The organism is Paraburkholderia bonniea (assembly GCF_009455625.1).
In the GTDB taxonomy this organism is placed as follows: domain Bacteria; phylum Pseudomonadota; class Gammaproteobacteria; order Burkholderiales; family Burkholderiaceae; genus Paraburkholderia; species Paraburkholderia bonniea.
In genome coordinates this window covers 588391-605730 of sequence record NZ_QPEQ01000001.1, presented here as the reverse complement: position 1 = coordinate 605730, position 17340 = coordinate 588391, and the positions used below count along the sequence as shown (strand labels likewise).

At 56.3% G+C, this 17340-nt stretch carries 12 protein-coding genes; 4 read left to right on the top strand and 8 right to left on the bottom strand.

The features are described 5' to 3' along the window. Positions 1-49: 49 nt before the first annotated feature. The gene (locus tag GH656_RS02625) at positions 50-1828 is read left to right on the top strand and encodes an ABC transporter ATP-binding protein/permease (RefSeq protein WP_153074455.1); all 1779 of its coding nucleotides are present in this window, start codon (positions 50-52) and stop codon (positions 1826-1828) included. Positions 1829-1936: 108 nt separating this feature from the next. On the opposite strand, the gene GH656_RS02620 is transcribed toward GH656_RS02625, so the two are convergent. The 4 genes from GH656_RS02620 to GH656_RS02605 form a co-directional block, all read right to left on the bottom strand. After that, a complete protein-coding gene (locus GH656_RS02620) occupies positions 1937-3310 on the bottom strand; it encodes a hypothetical protein (RefSeq protein WP_153074454.1) in 1374 nt (457 codons plus the stop codon). After that, positions 3298-3885 carry a hypothetical protein gene (locus GH656_RS02615; protein ID WP_153074452.1) on the bottom strand — a complete coding sequence of 196 codons (588 nt, stop codon included), beginning with the start codon at positions 3883-3885 and terminating at the stop codon, positions 3298-3300. The genes GH656_RS02620 and GH656_RS02615 overlap by 13 nt, the downstream gene beginning before the upstream one ends. Before the next feature lie 289 nt (positions 3886-4174). After that, positions 4175-4666 carry a hypothetical protein gene (locus GH656_RS02610; protein WP_153074453.1) on the bottom strand — a complete coding sequence of 164 codons (492 nt, stop codon included), beginning with the start codon at positions 4664-4666 and terminating at the stop codon, positions 4175-4177. A gap of 159 nt (positions 4667-4825) precedes the next feature. Continuing rightward, the gene (locus GH656_RS02605; protein WP_153074452.1) at positions 4826-5413 is read right to left on the bottom strand and encodes a hypothetical protein; all 588 of its coding nucleotides are present in this window, start codon (positions 5411-5413) and stop codon (positions 4826-4828) included. A 278-nt stretch (positions 5414-5691) separates the two neighbouring features. On the opposite strand from GH656_RS02605, the gene GH656_RS02600 reads away from it, so the two are divergent. Further along, positions 5692-6942 (top strand): MFS transporter, encoded by a 1251-nt coding sequence (locus GH656_RS02600; RefSeq protein ID WP_153074451.1) that lies wholly within the window; start codon positions 5692-5694, stop codon positions 6940-6942. Positions 6943-7171: 229 nt separating this feature from the next. Here GH656_RS02600 and GH656_RS02595 read toward each other — a convergent pair whose 3' ends face one another. The 3 genes from GH656_RS02595 to GH656_RS02585 all read right to left on the bottom strand — a co-directional run bounded on the left by GH656_RS02595 (position 7172) and on the right by GH656_RS02585 (position 14427). Then, the gene (locus GH656_RS02595; protein ID WP_153074450.1) at positions 7172-8638 is read right to left on the bottom strand and encodes a glutamate synthase subunit beta; all 1467 of its coding nucleotides are present in this window, start codon (positions 8636-8638) and stop codon (positions 7172-7174) included. Positions 8639-8732: 94 nt separating this feature from the next. Then, positions 8733-13436: a glutamate synthase-related protein gene (locus GH656_RS02590; RefSeq protein ID WP_153074449.1), complete on the bottom strand. Its 4704-nt coding sequence runs from the start codon at positions 13434-13436 to the stop codon at positions 8733-8735. A 283-nt stretch (positions 13437-13719) separates the two neighbouring features. Further along, positions 13720-14427 carry a transposase gene (locus GH656_RS02585; RefSeq protein WP_153074448.1) on the bottom strand — a complete coding sequence of 236 codons (708 nt, stop codon included), beginning with the start codon at positions 14425-14427 and terminating at the stop codon, positions 13720-13722. A 186-nt stretch (positions 14428-14613) separates the two neighbouring features. Between GH656_RS02585 and GH656_RS02580 the strand changes: the two genes are divergently transcribed. Then, the gene (locus GH656_RS02580) at positions 14614-15336 is read left to right on the top strand and encodes an OmpW/AlkL family protein (RefSeq protein ID WP_153074447.1); all 723 of its coding nucleotides are present in this window, start codon (positions 14614-14616) and stop codon (positions 15334-15336) included. 298 nt (positions 15337-15634) lie between these two features. Next, entirely contained in the window at positions 15635-16015 is a 381-nt protein-coding gene (locus GH656_RS02575; RefSeq protein WP_153074446.1) for an ElaB/YgaM/YqjD family protein, read from the top strand. A gap of 140 nt (positions 16016-16155) precedes the next feature. Here GH656_RS02575 and GH656_RS02570 read toward each other — a convergent pair whose 3' ends face one another. Beyond that, entirely contained in the window at positions 16156-17304 is a 1149-nt protein-coding gene (locus GH656_RS02570; protein ID WP_153076523.1) for a deoxyguanosinetriphosphate triphosphohydrolase, read from the bottom strand. Positions 17305-17340 lie beyond the last annotated feature (36 nt).

Genomic DNA, 17340 nt, shown 5'->3' with positions numbered 1-17340 from the left:
CCGCCGCACCGCCCACAGGCTGGCACTGCGGCACTCCATCAGGAAGCTCATGACATCCGGCACACCGTACCCCTCCCCCAGCTCTCCCAGCTCCCCCAGCTCAACGCCGCCCGATGACAATCCGGTCTCGGCGTGGAGCCTGATCAAGCCGTACTGGGTCTCCGAAGAACGCAAGATCGCATGGGGCCTGCTGCTTGCGATCATCGTGATGAACCTGCTGGTGGTTGCCATCAACGTCCGGCTTAACAGCTGGAGCGCGGAGTTCTATAACGCGCTGCAAGCCAAAAATGTGCATGACTTTCCACGTTTGCTGATGGTTTTCAGCGGGCTAGCGTTCGCCTTCATCATCCTGGCGGTGTACGGCAATTACCTGCGGCAGATGCTCGGCTTTCGCTGGCGCCAATGGCTCACCACCCACTACCTGAAAGAGTGGCTCGGCGGCGGCACCTTCTATCGGATCGAGCGCGACAGCCTTACCGACAACCCCGACCAGCGAATCAGCGACGACCTGCAATCGTTCGCCACCACTACCCTCGCGCTGACGCTCGATCTGCTGTCGACCGTCGTCACGCTGATTTCATTTATTACGATCCTGTGGTCGCTCGCGGGGGCGCTGACCATCATGCTGGGTTCGACGCCAATCCATATCCCCGGCTATATGGTGTGGGCCGCCGCGCTATATGCCGTAGTCGGCTCACTGGTGACCCAGAAGTTTGGCCATCCGCTGATCTCGATCAACTACCAGATGCAGCGCGTCGAGGCTGACTTCCGTTTCGGCCTGATCCGGCTGCGCGAGAACGCTGAGCAAATCGCGTTCTACGACGGTATGAGCACCGAAGAAGCCAGCGCCCGAAACCTGTTCGCCCGGATCCGCGACAACTGGTGGCGCGTGATGAAGTACACAAGGCGTCTTACGTTCGTGCTGAGTTTTTACGCCCAGATAGCGACTATTTTTCCGCTGGCGATAGCAGCCCCGCGCTATTTCGCCGGGGCTTTTACGTTCGGCGTGCTGATACAGATCTCGCGGGCATTTGGCACCGTCAGCGATTCGTTTTCGTGGTTTATCAACAGCTACAGCACGCTAGTCGCCTGGCGTGCCACCGTGAACCGGCTGCGAGAATTCAAGCGCATCATGCGCTCGCCGCATTTGAAGGAATCGCTCTCGCCAGCCACGGCCCATGGCGGTATCAATCTGCATTACGTCGATGCCCCCAGCTTGAGCACGCACCAGCTCTGCCTCGCGCTGCCTAACGGCGAGATGCTTTCGCGGATTCGGGATATTGCGGTGCAGCCCGGCTCACGCTGGCTCATCCGTGGGGCTTCGGGTGCAGGAAAAAGCACGCTGATGCGCTCGCTCGCGGGGTTATGGCCGTTTGGCGAGGGCTCAATCGACGCGCCCGTCAATGCCCGGATGATGTTCATCCCGCAACAAAGCTATCTGCCGATTGGCACACTGAAAGCGGCCCTCACGTACCCGTCGTCGACGGATGCCTATAGCGACGCGGCGTGTCAGGAAGTGCTACAGGCATGCCACCTGGCAGACTATGCCGGGCGTCTGGAAGAGTCCGGCCACTGGGCCAAAATGCTCTCGCCCGGCGAACAGCAACGCCTCGCCGCCGCCCGGGTGCTGTTGCACAAGCCCGATTTCCTGTTTCTCGACGAGGCCACCAGCGCGCTCGATGCCAAAAACGAGGCCAGGCTTTACCAGTTGTTTCTCGAACGCCTGCCGCACGCGGCGATCATCAGCATCGCGCACCGGGAATCGCTCGCGGCTTTCCACAACGAGACGCTTGAAGTCGAGCGGTTGGTGGAATCTGCTGCGGGTTGACGGGGAAGAAAGAGGCGTCCGGCGGGGCTTCAGACGCGCGTCGCTGGCGATGTTCCTGCTGTTTGCTGCTGTTTGCTGAATGGCTGGCGTATCAAGCGATAGGGTCAGTTACTGCGTAATCGCACGCTTGCTGCAAACATCCGCGCGGATTGTGACCCGCGACGATGTCACCGGCAGCCTGCTGAGCGTCATACCCGCCGCCGCCATCGCTGCAGTGTCCGGTGAGGTGAAGTAATCAAGGAAAGAAAAACGGCTGTAATCCGGCGGCCCCTCGCTCACCTGGCAGTACCCTGCGCGAAACATCGCGCCCGGCCCGTACCATCTCAACGTCTGGTCGTACTGCCCGCCATTCAGCCGTGCCAGCCATTCGCTCTGGTCCGGTGGCAGATACGGTGCCAGCTTCTCCAGCGGAATGGCCCGCTCATCGCCATCCACAAATTCATACGATTGCATCGGCGTATAAGGCTTGCCCAGGTAATACGACCGCGCCCAGCTCACCCACCCCACCGGCCAGATCCCATCCCCCGTCCTGCTCGTGCACATGCCGCCGCCCGTCATGCGCCACGACACCGCCTCGTAATTCGCCAGAATCGCCCCAGCCTTGTTCGGGTGGCTCAGCCGTTTCAAGCCATTTTTGGTCATCTGTTGAATCGGCTGGTATGCCTTCGAGTCGGTATCAACGTAGACCTCCGTGAAACTGTGCCCCTCCGGCTCCCTGAGGCTGAATGGCAGGTCGATATTCCCCGGCAGCGTGCTTTCGCTCACAAACAGACGTAGCAACGAAATCACCAGATCCGTGCTCGACGTGAGGTACTGGCCGCCGCCCGCGACGTAGTTCGCCGGTGTCGCCACGCCCACTACGCCGAGGCTCTGATTTCTCAGCCTGGTCTGTGCGTAGAACTTCTTGTGGCCCGCGTTGGCGTACAGGTTGCCTTGGGAATGACCGACAATCAGGACTGACTTGCCTTGTTCCACGATCAGATTTTTGTAATTGGCGACGTGCCTCTCTACGCTTTTGTCGATGTAGTTATTTTCTGCTTCGAATCTTTGTTTCAGGTCTGCTGTTTTTTCGTTCTTTATTTTGGCGATTATTTCATCCAGATTACGTTTCACAATGGGTGACAACCCTGCTGGATCTAGTTTCAAAACATAACGCGCAAGTAAATCCCATGTGAGGCTCGGGTCTTCAGCAATTTTTTGTTTTAATACCCGCGCAAGGTCTTTTAGTAGGCCGTCGCTGGGGTTTTCAGACAAACCATATTCCACGGGAAGTCCGTTGTACGTTGGGCCAATCATGGCTTTCAATGCCATTTGCCCTGCGACTCTATCCGAAAAACTATTCATAATTCCATTCGCATAGGAAATATGTAGTTTTTTATCACAGCTACTTTCAGCAGCTGCCAACACAGAGCCATTCAAAATCACACCTCCAGCACACACCAACAAAAAAGTCGACTTATTAATCATTTTCACTGCACGCATGACGACTCCTTTCTCTCCGTAAGAACCAGCCCACCAGAATTATCCAGCATATTGCCGTAGGCAATTAATTTTTCTGGAGAATTTAGCATCCTCGCCTCCAGCTCTTTAATCAATGGCATGCTTTTTTTTAGATCTGGAATTTTTTCAAAAACACATCCAAGTGCGTCATATTCCGATATATTAGCCTTTGCTGCCCCCTCCTCCGTCCCACCCAGCGCCATACTCGCTTCAAATGCCGCAGCAAACTGCAGCATCGCTTTACGTGTCGGGATATCGGAATATTCTTTCTCAATATATTTCGCCACATCTTCCCGGGGCTTGAAGTACTGGCCATCCACCAATAAACCCCGCTGATGATCGAATACCGGTGGAAATGGCACATCAGCCTGGGTAATAAAATGCTCTGGAATCTCTGCCTCTGACGCAGCAACTGACGCAATCGGTGCCTGAACCGGCTTTAATTCAGCACGATTATCTTGAGCCGCCTCCTCGCCCGTACTCATAAACCGCCACATTAAAAACACCGAACCCACAGCAACCACGATCAACAACACGCCCCATTTCCAGAATTTCATATTTTAATTCATCCACATCTACTTGATTACACGAAAATCACCATCAAACATTGGATAAATATGAAGCCTCATTACACCCCCCATCAATCAGGGTTTTTACTTAAAATCAGACGGAAATTTTATAGAGATAATCAAAATGAATAATTTTTGTATTTTTGTTAAAATTATTTAACCATTTATCCAGCGATTTACACGAACAATCAGGTTATATCCGTACCGAAACGCTCCTGCCGGGCAAGCAGCAACATCTTGTCGCAGGACGGGTGCCTACTCAATTTCCACTGTTGCATCAAGCGGCACAGCCGCTTACCGCGTAATCGCACGCTTGCGGCAAACATCCGCGCGGATTGTGACCCGCGACGATGTCACCGGCAGCCTGCTGAGCGTCATGCCCGCCGCCGCCATCGCCGCAGTGTCCGGCGAGAACTGACTTGCCTTGTTCCACGATCAGATTTTTGTAATTGGCGACGTGCCTCTCTACGCTTTTGTCGATGTAGTTATTTTCTGCTTCGAATCTTTGTTTCAGGTCTGCTGTTTTTTCGTTCTTTATTTTGGCGATTATTTCATCCAGATTACGTTTCACAATGGGTGACAACCCTGCTGGATCTAGTTTCAAAACATAACGCGCAAGTAAATCCCAGGTGAGGCTCGGGTCTTCAGCAATTTTTTGTTTTAATACCCGCGCAAGGTCTTTTAGTAGGCCGTCGCTGGGGTTTTCAGACAAACCATATTCCACGGGAAGTCCGTTGTACGTTGGGCCAATCATGGCTTTCAATGCCATTTGCCCTGCGGGCTCTATCCGAAAAACTATTCATAATTCCATTCGCATAGGAAATATGTAGTTTTTTATCACAGCTACTTTCAGCAGCTGCCAACACAGAGCCATTCAAAATCACACCTCCAGCACACACCAACAAAAAAGTCGACTTATTAATCATTTTCACTGCACGCATGACGACTCCTTTCTCTCCGTAAGAACCAGCCCACCAGAATTATCCAGCATATTGCCGTAGGCAATTAATTTTTCTGGAGAATTTAGCATCCTCGCCTCCAGCTCTTTAATCAATGGCATGCTTTTTTTTAGATCTGGAATTTTTTCAAAAACACATCCAAGTGCGTCATATTCCGATATATTAGCCTTTGCTGCCCCCTCCTCCGTCCCACCCAGCGCCATACTCGCCTCAAATGCCGCAGCAAACTGCAGCATCGCTTTACGTGTCGGGATATCGGAATATTCTTTCTCGATATATTTCGCCACATCTTCCCGGGGCTTGAAGTACTGGCCATCCACCAATAAACCCCGCTGATGATCGAATACCGGTGGAAATGGCACATCAGCCTGGGTAATAAAATGCTCTGGAATCTCTGCCTCTGACGCAGCAACTGACGCAATCGGTGCCTGAACCGGCTTTAATTCAGCACGATTATCTTGAGCCGCCTCCTCGCCCGTACTCATAAACCGCCACATTAAAAACACCGAACCCACAGCAACCACGATCAACAACACGCCCCATTTCCAGAATTTCATATTTTAATTCATCCACATCTACTTGATTACACGAAAATCACCATCAAACATTGGATAAATATGAAGCCTCATTACACCCCCCATCAATCAGGGTTTTTACTTAAAATCAGACGGAAATTTTATAGGGATAACCAATCCGGATTATTTTTAAACTCACCAAAAACCAACCAATAAGAAACTACCTCCCCCTAAAAAAATCCGCCCCACAATCCCTTCACCCATCTCAAAAACAGCACCATAATCCCGCTCACGCCCCACGCACCCCCACAAGGAACTTCATGACGGTATTCCAATGGCTAACCGAGCTCACACCACGCGAACGCAACACGCTCTACGCCGGTTTCGGTGGCTACGCTGTCGATGCATTCGACTTCATGATTTATTCGTTTCTGATCCCTGCGCTTATCACGGCTTGGGGCATGAGCAAAAGCGAAGCCGGCATGATCGCCACGGCCTCGCTGGTTTCGTCGGCGCTTGGTGGCTGGATAGCGGGGATTCTCGCTGACCGCTACGGCCGGGTTCGGGTGCTGCAATGGACCATCGCCACGTTCGCCGTGTTCACCTTCCTGTCTGGCTTCACCCACTCGTTCTGGCAACTATTGGCTACCCGGACGCTTCAGGGCATTGGTTTCGGCGGTGAGTGGTCTGTGGTGACGATCTTGATGGCGGAAACCATTCGCTCGCCGCAACATCGCGCCAAAGCGGTTGGGACGGTGCAAAGCAGTTGGTCGCTTGGCTGGGCGGCGGCGGCCATCGTGTACTGGGGCTCAAACGCGTTGCTGCCAGAGGCCTATGCGTGGCGCGCCTGCTTCTGGATCGGTTTGCTTCCCGCGTTGTGGATCCTCTATATCCGGCGCAACGTGAACGAACCGGAGATCTATCTCACCACGCGCGCAAAACATGCTGCAGGGGCCGCCCGCGCTCACTTTCTGCAAATTTTCTCTCGTGCTCATCTGGCCACAACCTTGCTCGGCAGCTTGCTTTGCGCGGGCATGCTCGGCGGCTATTTCGCACTCACGACGTGGTTGCCAACCTATCTGAAAACCGTGCGTCATCTCTCGGTTTTAAATACCAGCACTTATCTGGCCGTGCTGATCGCTGGCTCTTTCACGGGTTATATCGTCGGGGCCATTCTGAGCGACCAGATCGGGCGTCGCGCCTCGTTCATCCTGTTCTCCGTCGCCTCGTTCGTGCTGGGCATGGCCTACACCATGCTGCCAATCAGCAACAACATGATGCTGCTACTGGGCTTTCCGCTAGGGCTCGTCATGCAGGGGGTGTTCGCGGGCATCGGCGCTTACCTCTCCGAGCTTTATCCCAACGAGATTCGGGGCTCTGGTCAGGGGTTTTGCTATAACGCTGGGCGCGGTATCAGTTCGCTCTTTCCGCTTGGGGTGGGTGCACTCTCGCAGTCGATGTCATTCGTCAAAGCAATCGGCATCGTCGCCGGTTCAGGCTATTTGATCGTCATCGTGGCTGCGCTCTGCCTGCCAGAAACTAAAGGCAAGCGGCTTGAACCGCTGCTTTGAGTCACTGCCTTGAACCGCTTCCATCGCTACATAACACCATACGGCGGAAATAAAAACGAACCAGGGCGAGATCAACCGCACCGCTCCTGCACCGGCTCATCCTGAGAGAATTGAGAGAACTGAGAGAAAACTGGCTAAACGAACGGGCCGGACCCAACGTCGAGCGGCAACAAAGAGCACATCATGTTGCGCCCGGTCAGAACAACCGGGCGCGGCGTACTTCATCACATCAGCGCGGCAACTCGGAGTGCCCCATCAAAAACGCATCTACCGCACGGGCGCACTGGCGGCCCTCGCGGATCGCCCACACCACCAGCGACTGTCCGCGACGCATGTCCCCCGCCGTGAAGACTTTATCGACCGAGGTGTAATACGCGCGCTCGCCTTCGGTCGTGGCTCGCACGTTGCCACGGGGATCTTTCTCAACACCAAACGCCTCAAGCACCGCTGAGACCGGCTGGGTGAAACCCATCGCCAGCAATACCAGATCAGCCTTCATGTCGAATTCAGAACCTGGCACTTCCTGCATCTTGCCGTCCTTCCATTCGACGCGAACCGCGACCAGCTTTTCAACTTTGCCGTTTTTGCCTTCGAAGCGTTTGGTCGCCACGGCCCAGTCACGCTCGCAGCCCTCGTCATGCGACGACGAAGTACGCAGCTTTACTGGCCAGTACGGCCAGACCAGCGCCTTGTTCTCGACCTCTGGCGGCTGCGGCAGCAGTTCGAACTGCGTGACATGCTTCGCACCATGGCGGTTCGATGTACCCACGCAGTCTGAACCGGTATCGCCACCGCCAATCACCACCACATGCTTGCCTTTCGCCAGCAATTGGCCCGGCATTTTGTCACCCGCATTCACCTTGTTTTGCTGCGGCAAGAACTCCATCGCGTAGTGAATGCCCTCAAGCTCACGGCCTGGCACAGGCAAATCACGGGGTGTCTCAGCGCCACCGGCAATCACCACCGCGTCAAATTGCGCGTTGAGTTCATCGGGTGAAAGTGTTTCTTTCGCGGTACTGCCAATGAATCCTGGCAGCGGCTCTTTGCCAATCAGCACATTGGCGCGAAACGTCACGCCTTCGGCTTCCATCTGCCGCATGCGCCGGTCGATCAGCCACTTCTCCAGCTTGAAGTCTGGAATGCCATAGCGCAGCAGCCCGCCAATCCGGTCGTTCTTCTCGAACACGGTGACGTCATGCCCCGCCCGCGCCAGTTGCTGCGCGACCGCGAGCCCTGCTGGACCTGAGCCCACCACCGCGACTTTTTTGCCCGTCTTGTGCTTCGGCGGCATCGGTACGACCCAGCCTTCGGTCCAGGCTTTGTCGATAATCGCGTGCTCAATCGACTTGATGCCGACCGGATCATTGTTGATACCAAGCGTGCAAGCGCTCTCACACGGTGCGGGGCAAATCCGGCCGGTGAATTCAGGGAAGTTGTTGGTCGAATGCAGCACCTCAAGCGCCGCTTTCCAGTCTTGATGAAAAACCAGATCGTTGAAATCCGGAATGATGTTGTTCACCGGGCAGCCGTTATTGCAAAACGGAATGCCGCAGTCCATACAACGTGCGCCTTGAATTTTTGCTTCGTCATCAGCGAGTGCCGCGACGAATTCCTTGTAGTGCTTCACGCGGGTGAGTGGCGCTTCATACGCCTCGTGACGGCGTTCGTACTCCAGAAAACCGGTTGCCTTTCCCATGGCGTTCTCTTCTCTTCGATAAACAGTATTGGTGGGGAATCTGGCGCTGGCGGCAGACTGACCGCCAGCGCGTCTCGCTTTAAGCGTTGGCGAATCAGGCGGCGAGCGCTTCCTTGCCCGCTTTCTTCGCGCCAAGATCGCCTAATGCGCGCTTGTATTCGGTCGGGAACACCTTCACGAACTGGCGGCGCGAGGCGTCCCAGTTTTCGAGCAGGGCCTTGGCCCGGGGAGAACCGGTGAACTGGAAGTGGCGCTCAATCAGGCCTTTGAGCAACGCTTCATCGGTCAGCCCGGCATGCCACAGTGCGCGATTCACCGTGCGCTCCTGCTCGGCTTGTTGCAGCACCGGATCAAGCGCGACCATCGACTTGTTGCATTTACCCGCAAACAGTCCATCAGCATCGAACACATACGCGAGGCCACCTGACATGCCTGCGGCGAAGTTGCGTCCGGTTTCGCCCAGCACCACCACCGTGCCGCCGGTCATGTACTCGCAACCGTGATCGCCCGTGCCCTCCACCACAGCGGTAGCGCCGGAGTTACGCACACAAAAGCGCTCGCCCGCCACGCCACGGAAGAACGCTTCGCCTTCGATCGCGCCATACATCACCGTGTTGCCGCAGATGATGTTTTCTTCGGATTTACCGCGAAAATCATTGGTTGGCCGAATGATGATGCGGCCGCCCGACAACCCTTTTCCCACATAATCGTTGCCATCTCCGACCAGATCGAGCGTGATGCCCTTCGCCAGAAAAGCGCCGAAACTCTGGCCCGCGGTTCCCTTCAACTGAATATGAATCGCGTCATCAGGCAGGCCATCGTGGCCGTATTTTTTGGCGATCACGCCCGAGAGCATCGCGCCCACGGTCCGGTTCACATTGCGCACCGGCTGGATAAACGACACGTGCTCGCCCTGCTCAATCGCGGCCCGGGCCTTGTCGATCAGCGTGTGGTCAAGCGCGCGGCCGAGGCCGTGATCCTGCACATCAACGTGCTTGCGCGCGACCTCTGCAGCCACCGGCGGCTGATAAAACACTCGCGTGAAATCAAGCCCCTTAGCCTTCCAATGCTCAACGCCCTTTTTCATGTCGAGCAGTTCAGCATGGCCAACCAGATCATCGAACTTGCGCACGCCGAGTTGCGCCATGATTTCGCGCACTTCTTCAGCCACAAAGAAGAAGAAATTCACGACATGTTCCGGCTGGCCAGTGAATTTGGCACGCAGCACGGGGTCTTGCGTAGCCACGCCAACCGGGCAGGTATTCAGATGGCACTTGCGCATCATGATGCAACCTTCGACCACCAGTGGTGCTGTGGCAAAGCCGAATTCATCTGCACCGAGCAGCGCGCCGATCACGACATCGCGGCCGGTTTTCATCTGGCCATCGGCCTGCACCCTGATCCGCCCACGCAACTGGTTGAGTACCAGGGTCTGCTGGGTTTCGGCAAGGCCAAGCTCCCACGGCGTGCCCGCGTGCTTGACCGATGACAGCGGCGAGGCCCCTGTGCCGCCATCGTGACCGGCGATCACGACGTGATCGGCCTTGGCTTTTGCAACCCCTGCCGCCACCGTGCCAACCCCTGATTCGGACACGAGCTTGACCGAGATGCTGGCCACCGGGTTGACGTTTTTCAGGTCGTGAATCAGTTGCGCCAGATCTTCAATCGAATAGATATCGTGATGCGGCGGCGGAGAAATCAGTCCCACGCCAGGGACGGAATAACGCAAGCGGCCGATGTATTCGGACACCTTGTGACCAGGCAGTTGCCCCCCTTCGCCAGGCTTGGCCCCTTGGGCCATCTTGATCTGGATCTGGTCAGCAGATGACAAATACTCCGCCGTCACGCCAAAGCGCCCCGATGCCACCTGCTTGATCTTCGAGCGCAGCGAATCGCCGTCCTGCAACGGAATATGTGCCACCACCTCACTGCCAATCACCGAGGCCAGGGTGTCGCCGTGCTTGAGCGGAATGCCGCGCAACTCATTGCGATAGCGGTTTTCATCCTCACCGCCTTCGCCGGTGTTGGACTTGCCGCCGATGCGATTCATCGCCACCGCCAGCGTGGCATGCGCTTCGGTGGAAATAGAACCTAGCGACATCGCACCGGTCGCAAAACGCTTGACGATTTCTTTGGCGGATTCGACCTCATCGAGCGGGATCGCTTTCGCCGGATCGACACGGAACTCGAACAAACCACGGAACGTCATGTGGCGTTTGGTCTGGTCGTTGATCAGATGCGCGTATTCCTTGTAGGTCTGATACGAATTGCTGCGTGTGGAGTGTTGCAAGCGGGCGATCGCATCCGGCGTCCACATGTGCTCTTCACCACGCACGCGGTACGCGTATTCGCCCCCGGCATCGAGCATCGTGGCTAGCACAGGGTTGTCGCCATACGCATCGTGATGCAGGCGAATCGCTTCCTCAGCAACATCGAACAGGCCAATGCCGCCGACCTTCGATGAAGTGCCCTTGAAGTACTTCGCCACCAGATCTTCGGCGAGGCCCACCGCTTCGAAAATCTGCGCGCCGGTGTACGACATGTAGGTCGAAATGCCCATCTTCGACATCACTTTCAGCAAGCCTTTGCCCACCGCCTTGGTGAAGTTGTAGATCGCCTTTTCCGGCGCTAGCTCACCCTTCAGGTCAGCGGCCATGTGTGCGAGGGTTTCCATCGCCAGATAGGGATGCACCGCTTCCGCGCCATAACCCGCGAGCAGCGCGAAGTGATGGGTTTCACGCGCGGAACCTGTTTCGACCACCAGCCCGGTGCTGGTGCGCAGGCCCTGCTGGACGAGATGGGTATGAATCGCCGCCGTGGCGAGCAACGCCGGAATCGCCACGTTGTCACGGTCGGCTTTACGGTCTGACACGATCAGCATGTTGTAGCCGGACTTCACGGCATCGACCGCTTCTGCGCACAGTGACGCCAGACGCGCCTCGATGCCCTCCTTGCCCCACGCAACCGGATAGCAGATGTTCAGCTCATACGAGCTGAACTTGCCGCCGGTGTACTGGTCGATCGCCCGAATCCTGGCGATGTCGCGGAAATCGAGCACCGGCTGCGACACTTCAAGCCGCATCGGCGGGTTGATGTTGTTCGTATCAAGCAGGTTCGGTTTGGGGCCGACGAACGACACCAGCGACATCACCATGTTTTCGCGGATCGGATCAATCGGCGGGTTGGTCACCTGGGCGAACAACTGTTTGAAGTAGTGATAGAGCGTCTTGTTCTTGTTCGACATCACCGCCAGCGGCGAATCATTGCCCATCGAACCCACGGCCTCTTCGCCCGACTGCGCCATCGGTGCCATCAGAAACTTGAGATCTTCCTGGGTGTAGCCAAACGCCTGCTGCTGGTCGAGCAAGGCAGCGGCTTCACGACGCCCGATGACAAGGTCTTCGGTTTCAGGCGCGATTTCGTCGAGCTTGATGCGCACAGCGTCGATCCAGCTTTTGTATGGCTTAGCGTTGGCGAGGTTGTCCTTCAGTTCCTTGTCGTCGATGATGCGGCCGTGCTCCATGTCGATCAGAAACATCTTGCCTGGCTGCAAACGCCATTTCTTGACGATCTTCGATTCAGGAATGGGCAGCACGCCCGATTCAGACGCCATGATTACCAGATCGTCATCGGTAATGATGTAGCGCGCCGGACGCAGCCCATTGCGGTCGAGCGTCGCGCCAATCTGACGGCCATCCGTGAAAGCAATCGCAGCTGGGCCATCCCATGGCTCCATCATCGCGGCGTGATATTCGTAGAACGCGCGGCGGTTGTCGTCCATTAGCGTGTGCTGCTCCCACGCTTCCGGGATCATCATCATGACCGCGTGAACCAGCGGGTAGCCCGCCATCACGAGTAGTTCAAGGCAGTTATCAAACGATGCCGTATCCGATTGGCCCGGGTAAATCAGTGGCCAGAGTTTCGGCAAATCGTCGCCCAGCACATGGCTGGCAATCGCGCCGGTGCGCGCGTTCAGCCAGTTGACGTTGCCCTTCACGGTATTGATCTCACCGTTGTGGGCAATCATCCGGTACGGGTGCGCGAGCTCCCAGGCGGGGAAGGTATTGGTCGAAAAACGTTGATGCACTAGCGCCAGCGCTGACACCACGCGCTCATCCTGCAAGTCGCGGTAGTACACGCCAACCTGACCCGCCAGCAGCAAGCCCTTGTACACCACGGTGCGCGCCGACATCGACGGCACGAAATACTCTTTGCCGTGCTTGAGCTTGAGCGCCTGAATCCGGTGGCTCGCGGTTTTGCGGATGACGTAGAGCTTCCGCTCAAGGGCGTCGGTCACCATGATGTCCCGGCCCCGGCCAATAAAAATCTGCCGGATCAACGGCTCGGTGGCCTTGACCGTGGGTGAAATGGGCATCGTGTGATCGACCGGCACATCGCGCCAGCCCAGCACGACCTGACCCTCGGCCTTGACCGTGCGCTCCAGCTCCTGCTCGCAAGCCAGACGCGACGCATGTTCTTTCGGCAAAAACACAAAACCCACGCCGTATTCACCTGCAGGCGGCAATATCACACCCTGCTTTGCCATCTCTTCACGATAAAAACCATCGGGAATCTGAATCAGAATGCCCGCGCCATCGCCCATTAATGGATCAGCGCCCACAGCGCCGCGATGATCGAGGTTTTCGAGAATCTTCAAACCCTGCTGGATAATCTCGTGACTCTTCTGGCCCTTGATATGCGCGACAAAACCTACGCCACAGGCGTCGTGTTCGTTATGCGGGTCGTAGAGCCCTTGCGCGACGGGAGTCGCCTGAGCCAGTTGCTGATGGTCATTCATGTGAGACACCGTCTGTATGTGGGGCCAGTCTGGCCGTTAAACCATTTTTATTGCACAGGACAGGCCGCGTTATAAACGACCAGGATTGTGCGCGCTCGAACTGCCGGAAATCGGAATATACGCGACGAAATAAAAAACCCGCAAATAAAACTCAATGATAAGACCCCAATTACAAAATGCTAACTCGATTTATTGAATTTATTGGTTCCATATCAATTGAGGGTAAAAAAAACGACACGGCTGCCGTGTCGTTTTTTTATTCAGATCACCCGAAACCGCAGCGCTAGCGAGCTTGCGGCACGTCTGGCAATTTGCGCGGCCGTCCGCGTGGCAGCGGAGAAACCCGCCGGTTAGCCGCGCCTGCCGCCCATTTCCGGTAATTTTCGCCGCCCAGCACCCAGCCTTTGAGCGTTGCTTGTTGCAACTGGTTGACCTCACGCTCATCCAGCGGTTGCTCGCACAACTCCTGATAGGCCCGCTGACGCTCAAATGGCGTATTGCCCAGCGACCAGAAAAGCCGATGGTCAGTAATCAGGCTATCCAGCCCCAGGCCAATGTGATGCCGGTGGCTAGACCAGCGGTAATCCTTGGGTAGCGCAACCTGCTGCGCACGCACGGGCGCGGTTTCAACCACGAGGCTGGCCAGCAGGAAATAGCGCTCGGCCTCGATCACCGTGGCCCGGTAACGGCCCTCCCACAACGTGCCACGCCGCGCGTAACGCCGGTTGAAATGAGCCACATAACGCCGCCCCACAGCTTGCATCGCTTTGGGCAGACTGGATTCGTCGGTTGGCGTGGCCAGTAGATGCACTGCGCCCGGCATCAGCGCATACGCATGAATGGCAAGCCGGTGATCACGCGCCGCCGCCTTTAGACAGTCGATGAAGAGCTCGTAATCTTGGTCATCGACAAACGCAGGCTGCGTTTCAAGCCCACGCAAAATAACGTATTGCGGCTGTTCAGGAACATAAAGACGTGCAAGCCGTGCCATGCTGAAGTGTCCATTAGTCGGATTGGGATATACCCGAAGGTCCACAAAACCATGCCCGCGTTTGATCCAGCACAGCGTGGCATAGCCCGGAAGCATGCGGAGCTTAGGGAGAATGCTCTAACGTCCGCGTATGGTTTGTTTCAAACGTTCTCGTCATAATGAGCGGGCTTTTTTGGAGGAGCACACATGAAATTAAAACAAGCCATTACGGGCTTTGCCGCATTTGCCTGCGTTAGCGCAGCCCACGCACAGTCAGCCGGCAGTTTCTATGTAACAACCGGCTGGTTCCATATCGCACCACAAGACAGCAGCGAAGCATTAAGGGAAACCAGCGTTGGCGGCTCCCCCGTCAACATCACCCTGCCAGGTACGGGTGCCAGCATCAGCGACGCCGATACCATCGGCTTCACAGCTGGCTACTTTGTCACCGATCACATCGCCACTGAAATCGTTCTGGGCGTACCACCTTCATTCGATCTGGATGGCGGTGGCACGTTTGCCGGTTACGGCAAGATCGGCCAAGCCAAACAGTGGAGCCCTACCCTGCTGTTCAAGTACTACTTCAATGCACCCCAGGCTAAATTCCGCCCCTATCTGGGTGTTGGTGTAAGCCGGGTCTGGTTCACTGATGAACGCATCACGAATGGCACGTTCCAGCAAAACGTACTGCATGGTCCGACCACGGTGACAACAAATAGTTCTTGGGCGCCTGTGTTTAATGCAGGTTTCACTTACGCCTTTACTGAACACTGGTTTGCCGGGCTGTCGATTTCATACTTGCCACTCAAGACCACAGCCAAGCTGAATTCCCTCGCCAACACGCCAGTGGGCCCACTGAACGTGCAATCGCAGACCAAAATCACGCTCAATCCAATCGTGACCTACCTCAACCTCGGCTATCGTTTTTAAGCGCGATGGCATCTGGGCAAATGAAACCGGCATCATCACGCCTGACCAGGCACGGTGATGCCGGTTAGTTTCATCCACGTTTATCCAGCACCGGCCGGATTGTAATTTTTACCCGGGTTATAGCTGGGATCAGCACCTGATTCACCATCAGAATCACGTCAACCGCTCCTTCGATTTCAGGTATCTCGTCATTGGCAGGAACGCTTCAGGCATTCAGGCATCGAAGTTGCGTAGTATCGGGGGCCCTTGCATTGCTGCGAGGGTTTTCATGCATGCCAACCTCATCGACGGAGCACCTATGAATGCACTACCGAAAACGCGAGAAGCGCTCGGCGAATCCTGGACCAAAACGCGACGTCACGCGCGCCGCATTGCGCGTCATGGCCGCGATGCAGCAGAAGATATTGGTGGTGAAATGCATTCGCTGATGTCCGCGATCGAAGAGGCGATGGCGGATGGCACGCAAGCCGATGTCGCCCAATTGCGCGGCCAGTTGCGCAAGCTTCTGGATACGACCTATACGCGTCTCAACGACACTCGCAAAGCCACGCGTGAACGTGTCGAAGTCACGTTGTCCGATGCTGACGACTATGTCCGAGAAAACCCATGGCAAGCCATCGCCATTGTGGGTGGCATTGCATTAGTGGCCGGTGCGCTGCTGGCACGCAGCCGCGATTAAAGCTGCCTTGTGCAGCAACTGGTTTTTGAACGCGCCGACAGGGTGGCACCTGTCGGCGCGTTGTCTTTTTAGGGTGCGAAGTAACGAGTGAGTGCGGAGTGAATGCAATCAAGCCTTCCGCGCGCGTTGCCTTCGGCCTGCTAATGGTCATCAACCACAAAAAGCCGCTGATATTCCTTCAACGCATAACGGTCTGTCATGCCAGCGATGTAATGGGCGATCAGGCGAGGTTGCGCTGCGCGCTCAAGAGCCTGATACGCCGGGGGCAACAAACGTGGATCAGCAGAAAACGCATTGAACAGGCCCGACACCACCCGGCGCGCCTTGTTCGCCATCCGCATCACGCGATAGTGGCGATACAGGTTTTTGAACAGAAAACGTTTGAGCACCAGCGCTTGGGCTGCAATCTTTTCGCTATGCACAACCAGCGGCGGCGCTAAACGCACCGCTGCCAGCGAAGCCGGTGCGTGCTGCGCAAGATTGCGCGCGGAGGTGTCGATCAAATCGACGATCAACGTGTTAATCACGCGCCGCACGGTTTCGTGCACCAGCCGCCGCCCCTCGATCTGCGGATAATCACTCCGCGCCGCCTCATAGTGCGTCTGCCACAACTCAACTTCCGCTAGTTGCTCGATCGTGAGCAAGCCCGAACGCAGGCCATCATCGACATCGTGGTTGTTATAGGCGATGGCGTCAGCGACATTGGCGATTTGCGCTTCGATGGACGGCTGCCGTCCCTGCAAAAAACGCTCGCCCAACGCACCAAACTGCCGCGCATGTGCGTGTGAACAGTGCTTCAGAATGCCCTCCCGGGTTTCGAAACACAGATTGAGCCCGTTGAACGCGCCGTAATGCTCTTCCAGATCGTCCACCACCACGAGGCTTTGCAGATTGTGTTCGAAGCCGCCATGTTCGCGCATGCACTCGTTGAGGGCGTCTTGTCCAGCATGGCCGAACGGCGTATGTCCCAGATCGTGCGCCAGAGAAATCGCTTCCACGAGATCTTCATTCACCCGCAGGTTGCGGGCGACCGAGCGGGCAATCTGCGCCACCTCAAGGCTGTGCGTTAGACGCGTGCGAAACAGGTCGCCCTCGTGATTCACAAAAACCTGGGTCTTGTATTCCAGCCGGCGAAAAGCCGTTGAATGAACAATCCGGTCGCGGTCGCGCTGGAATTCCGTACGAGCGCTGGGAGGTGCTTCCGGATAACGGCGGCCAGCTGATTGCGCAGAACGCGCGGCATACGGAGCAAGATGCGCTTCGAGGTCAGCAGGAACTGGCTGACGCATCACGCTGACAGTCCCGGCATGGTGTGGGCGTGACTC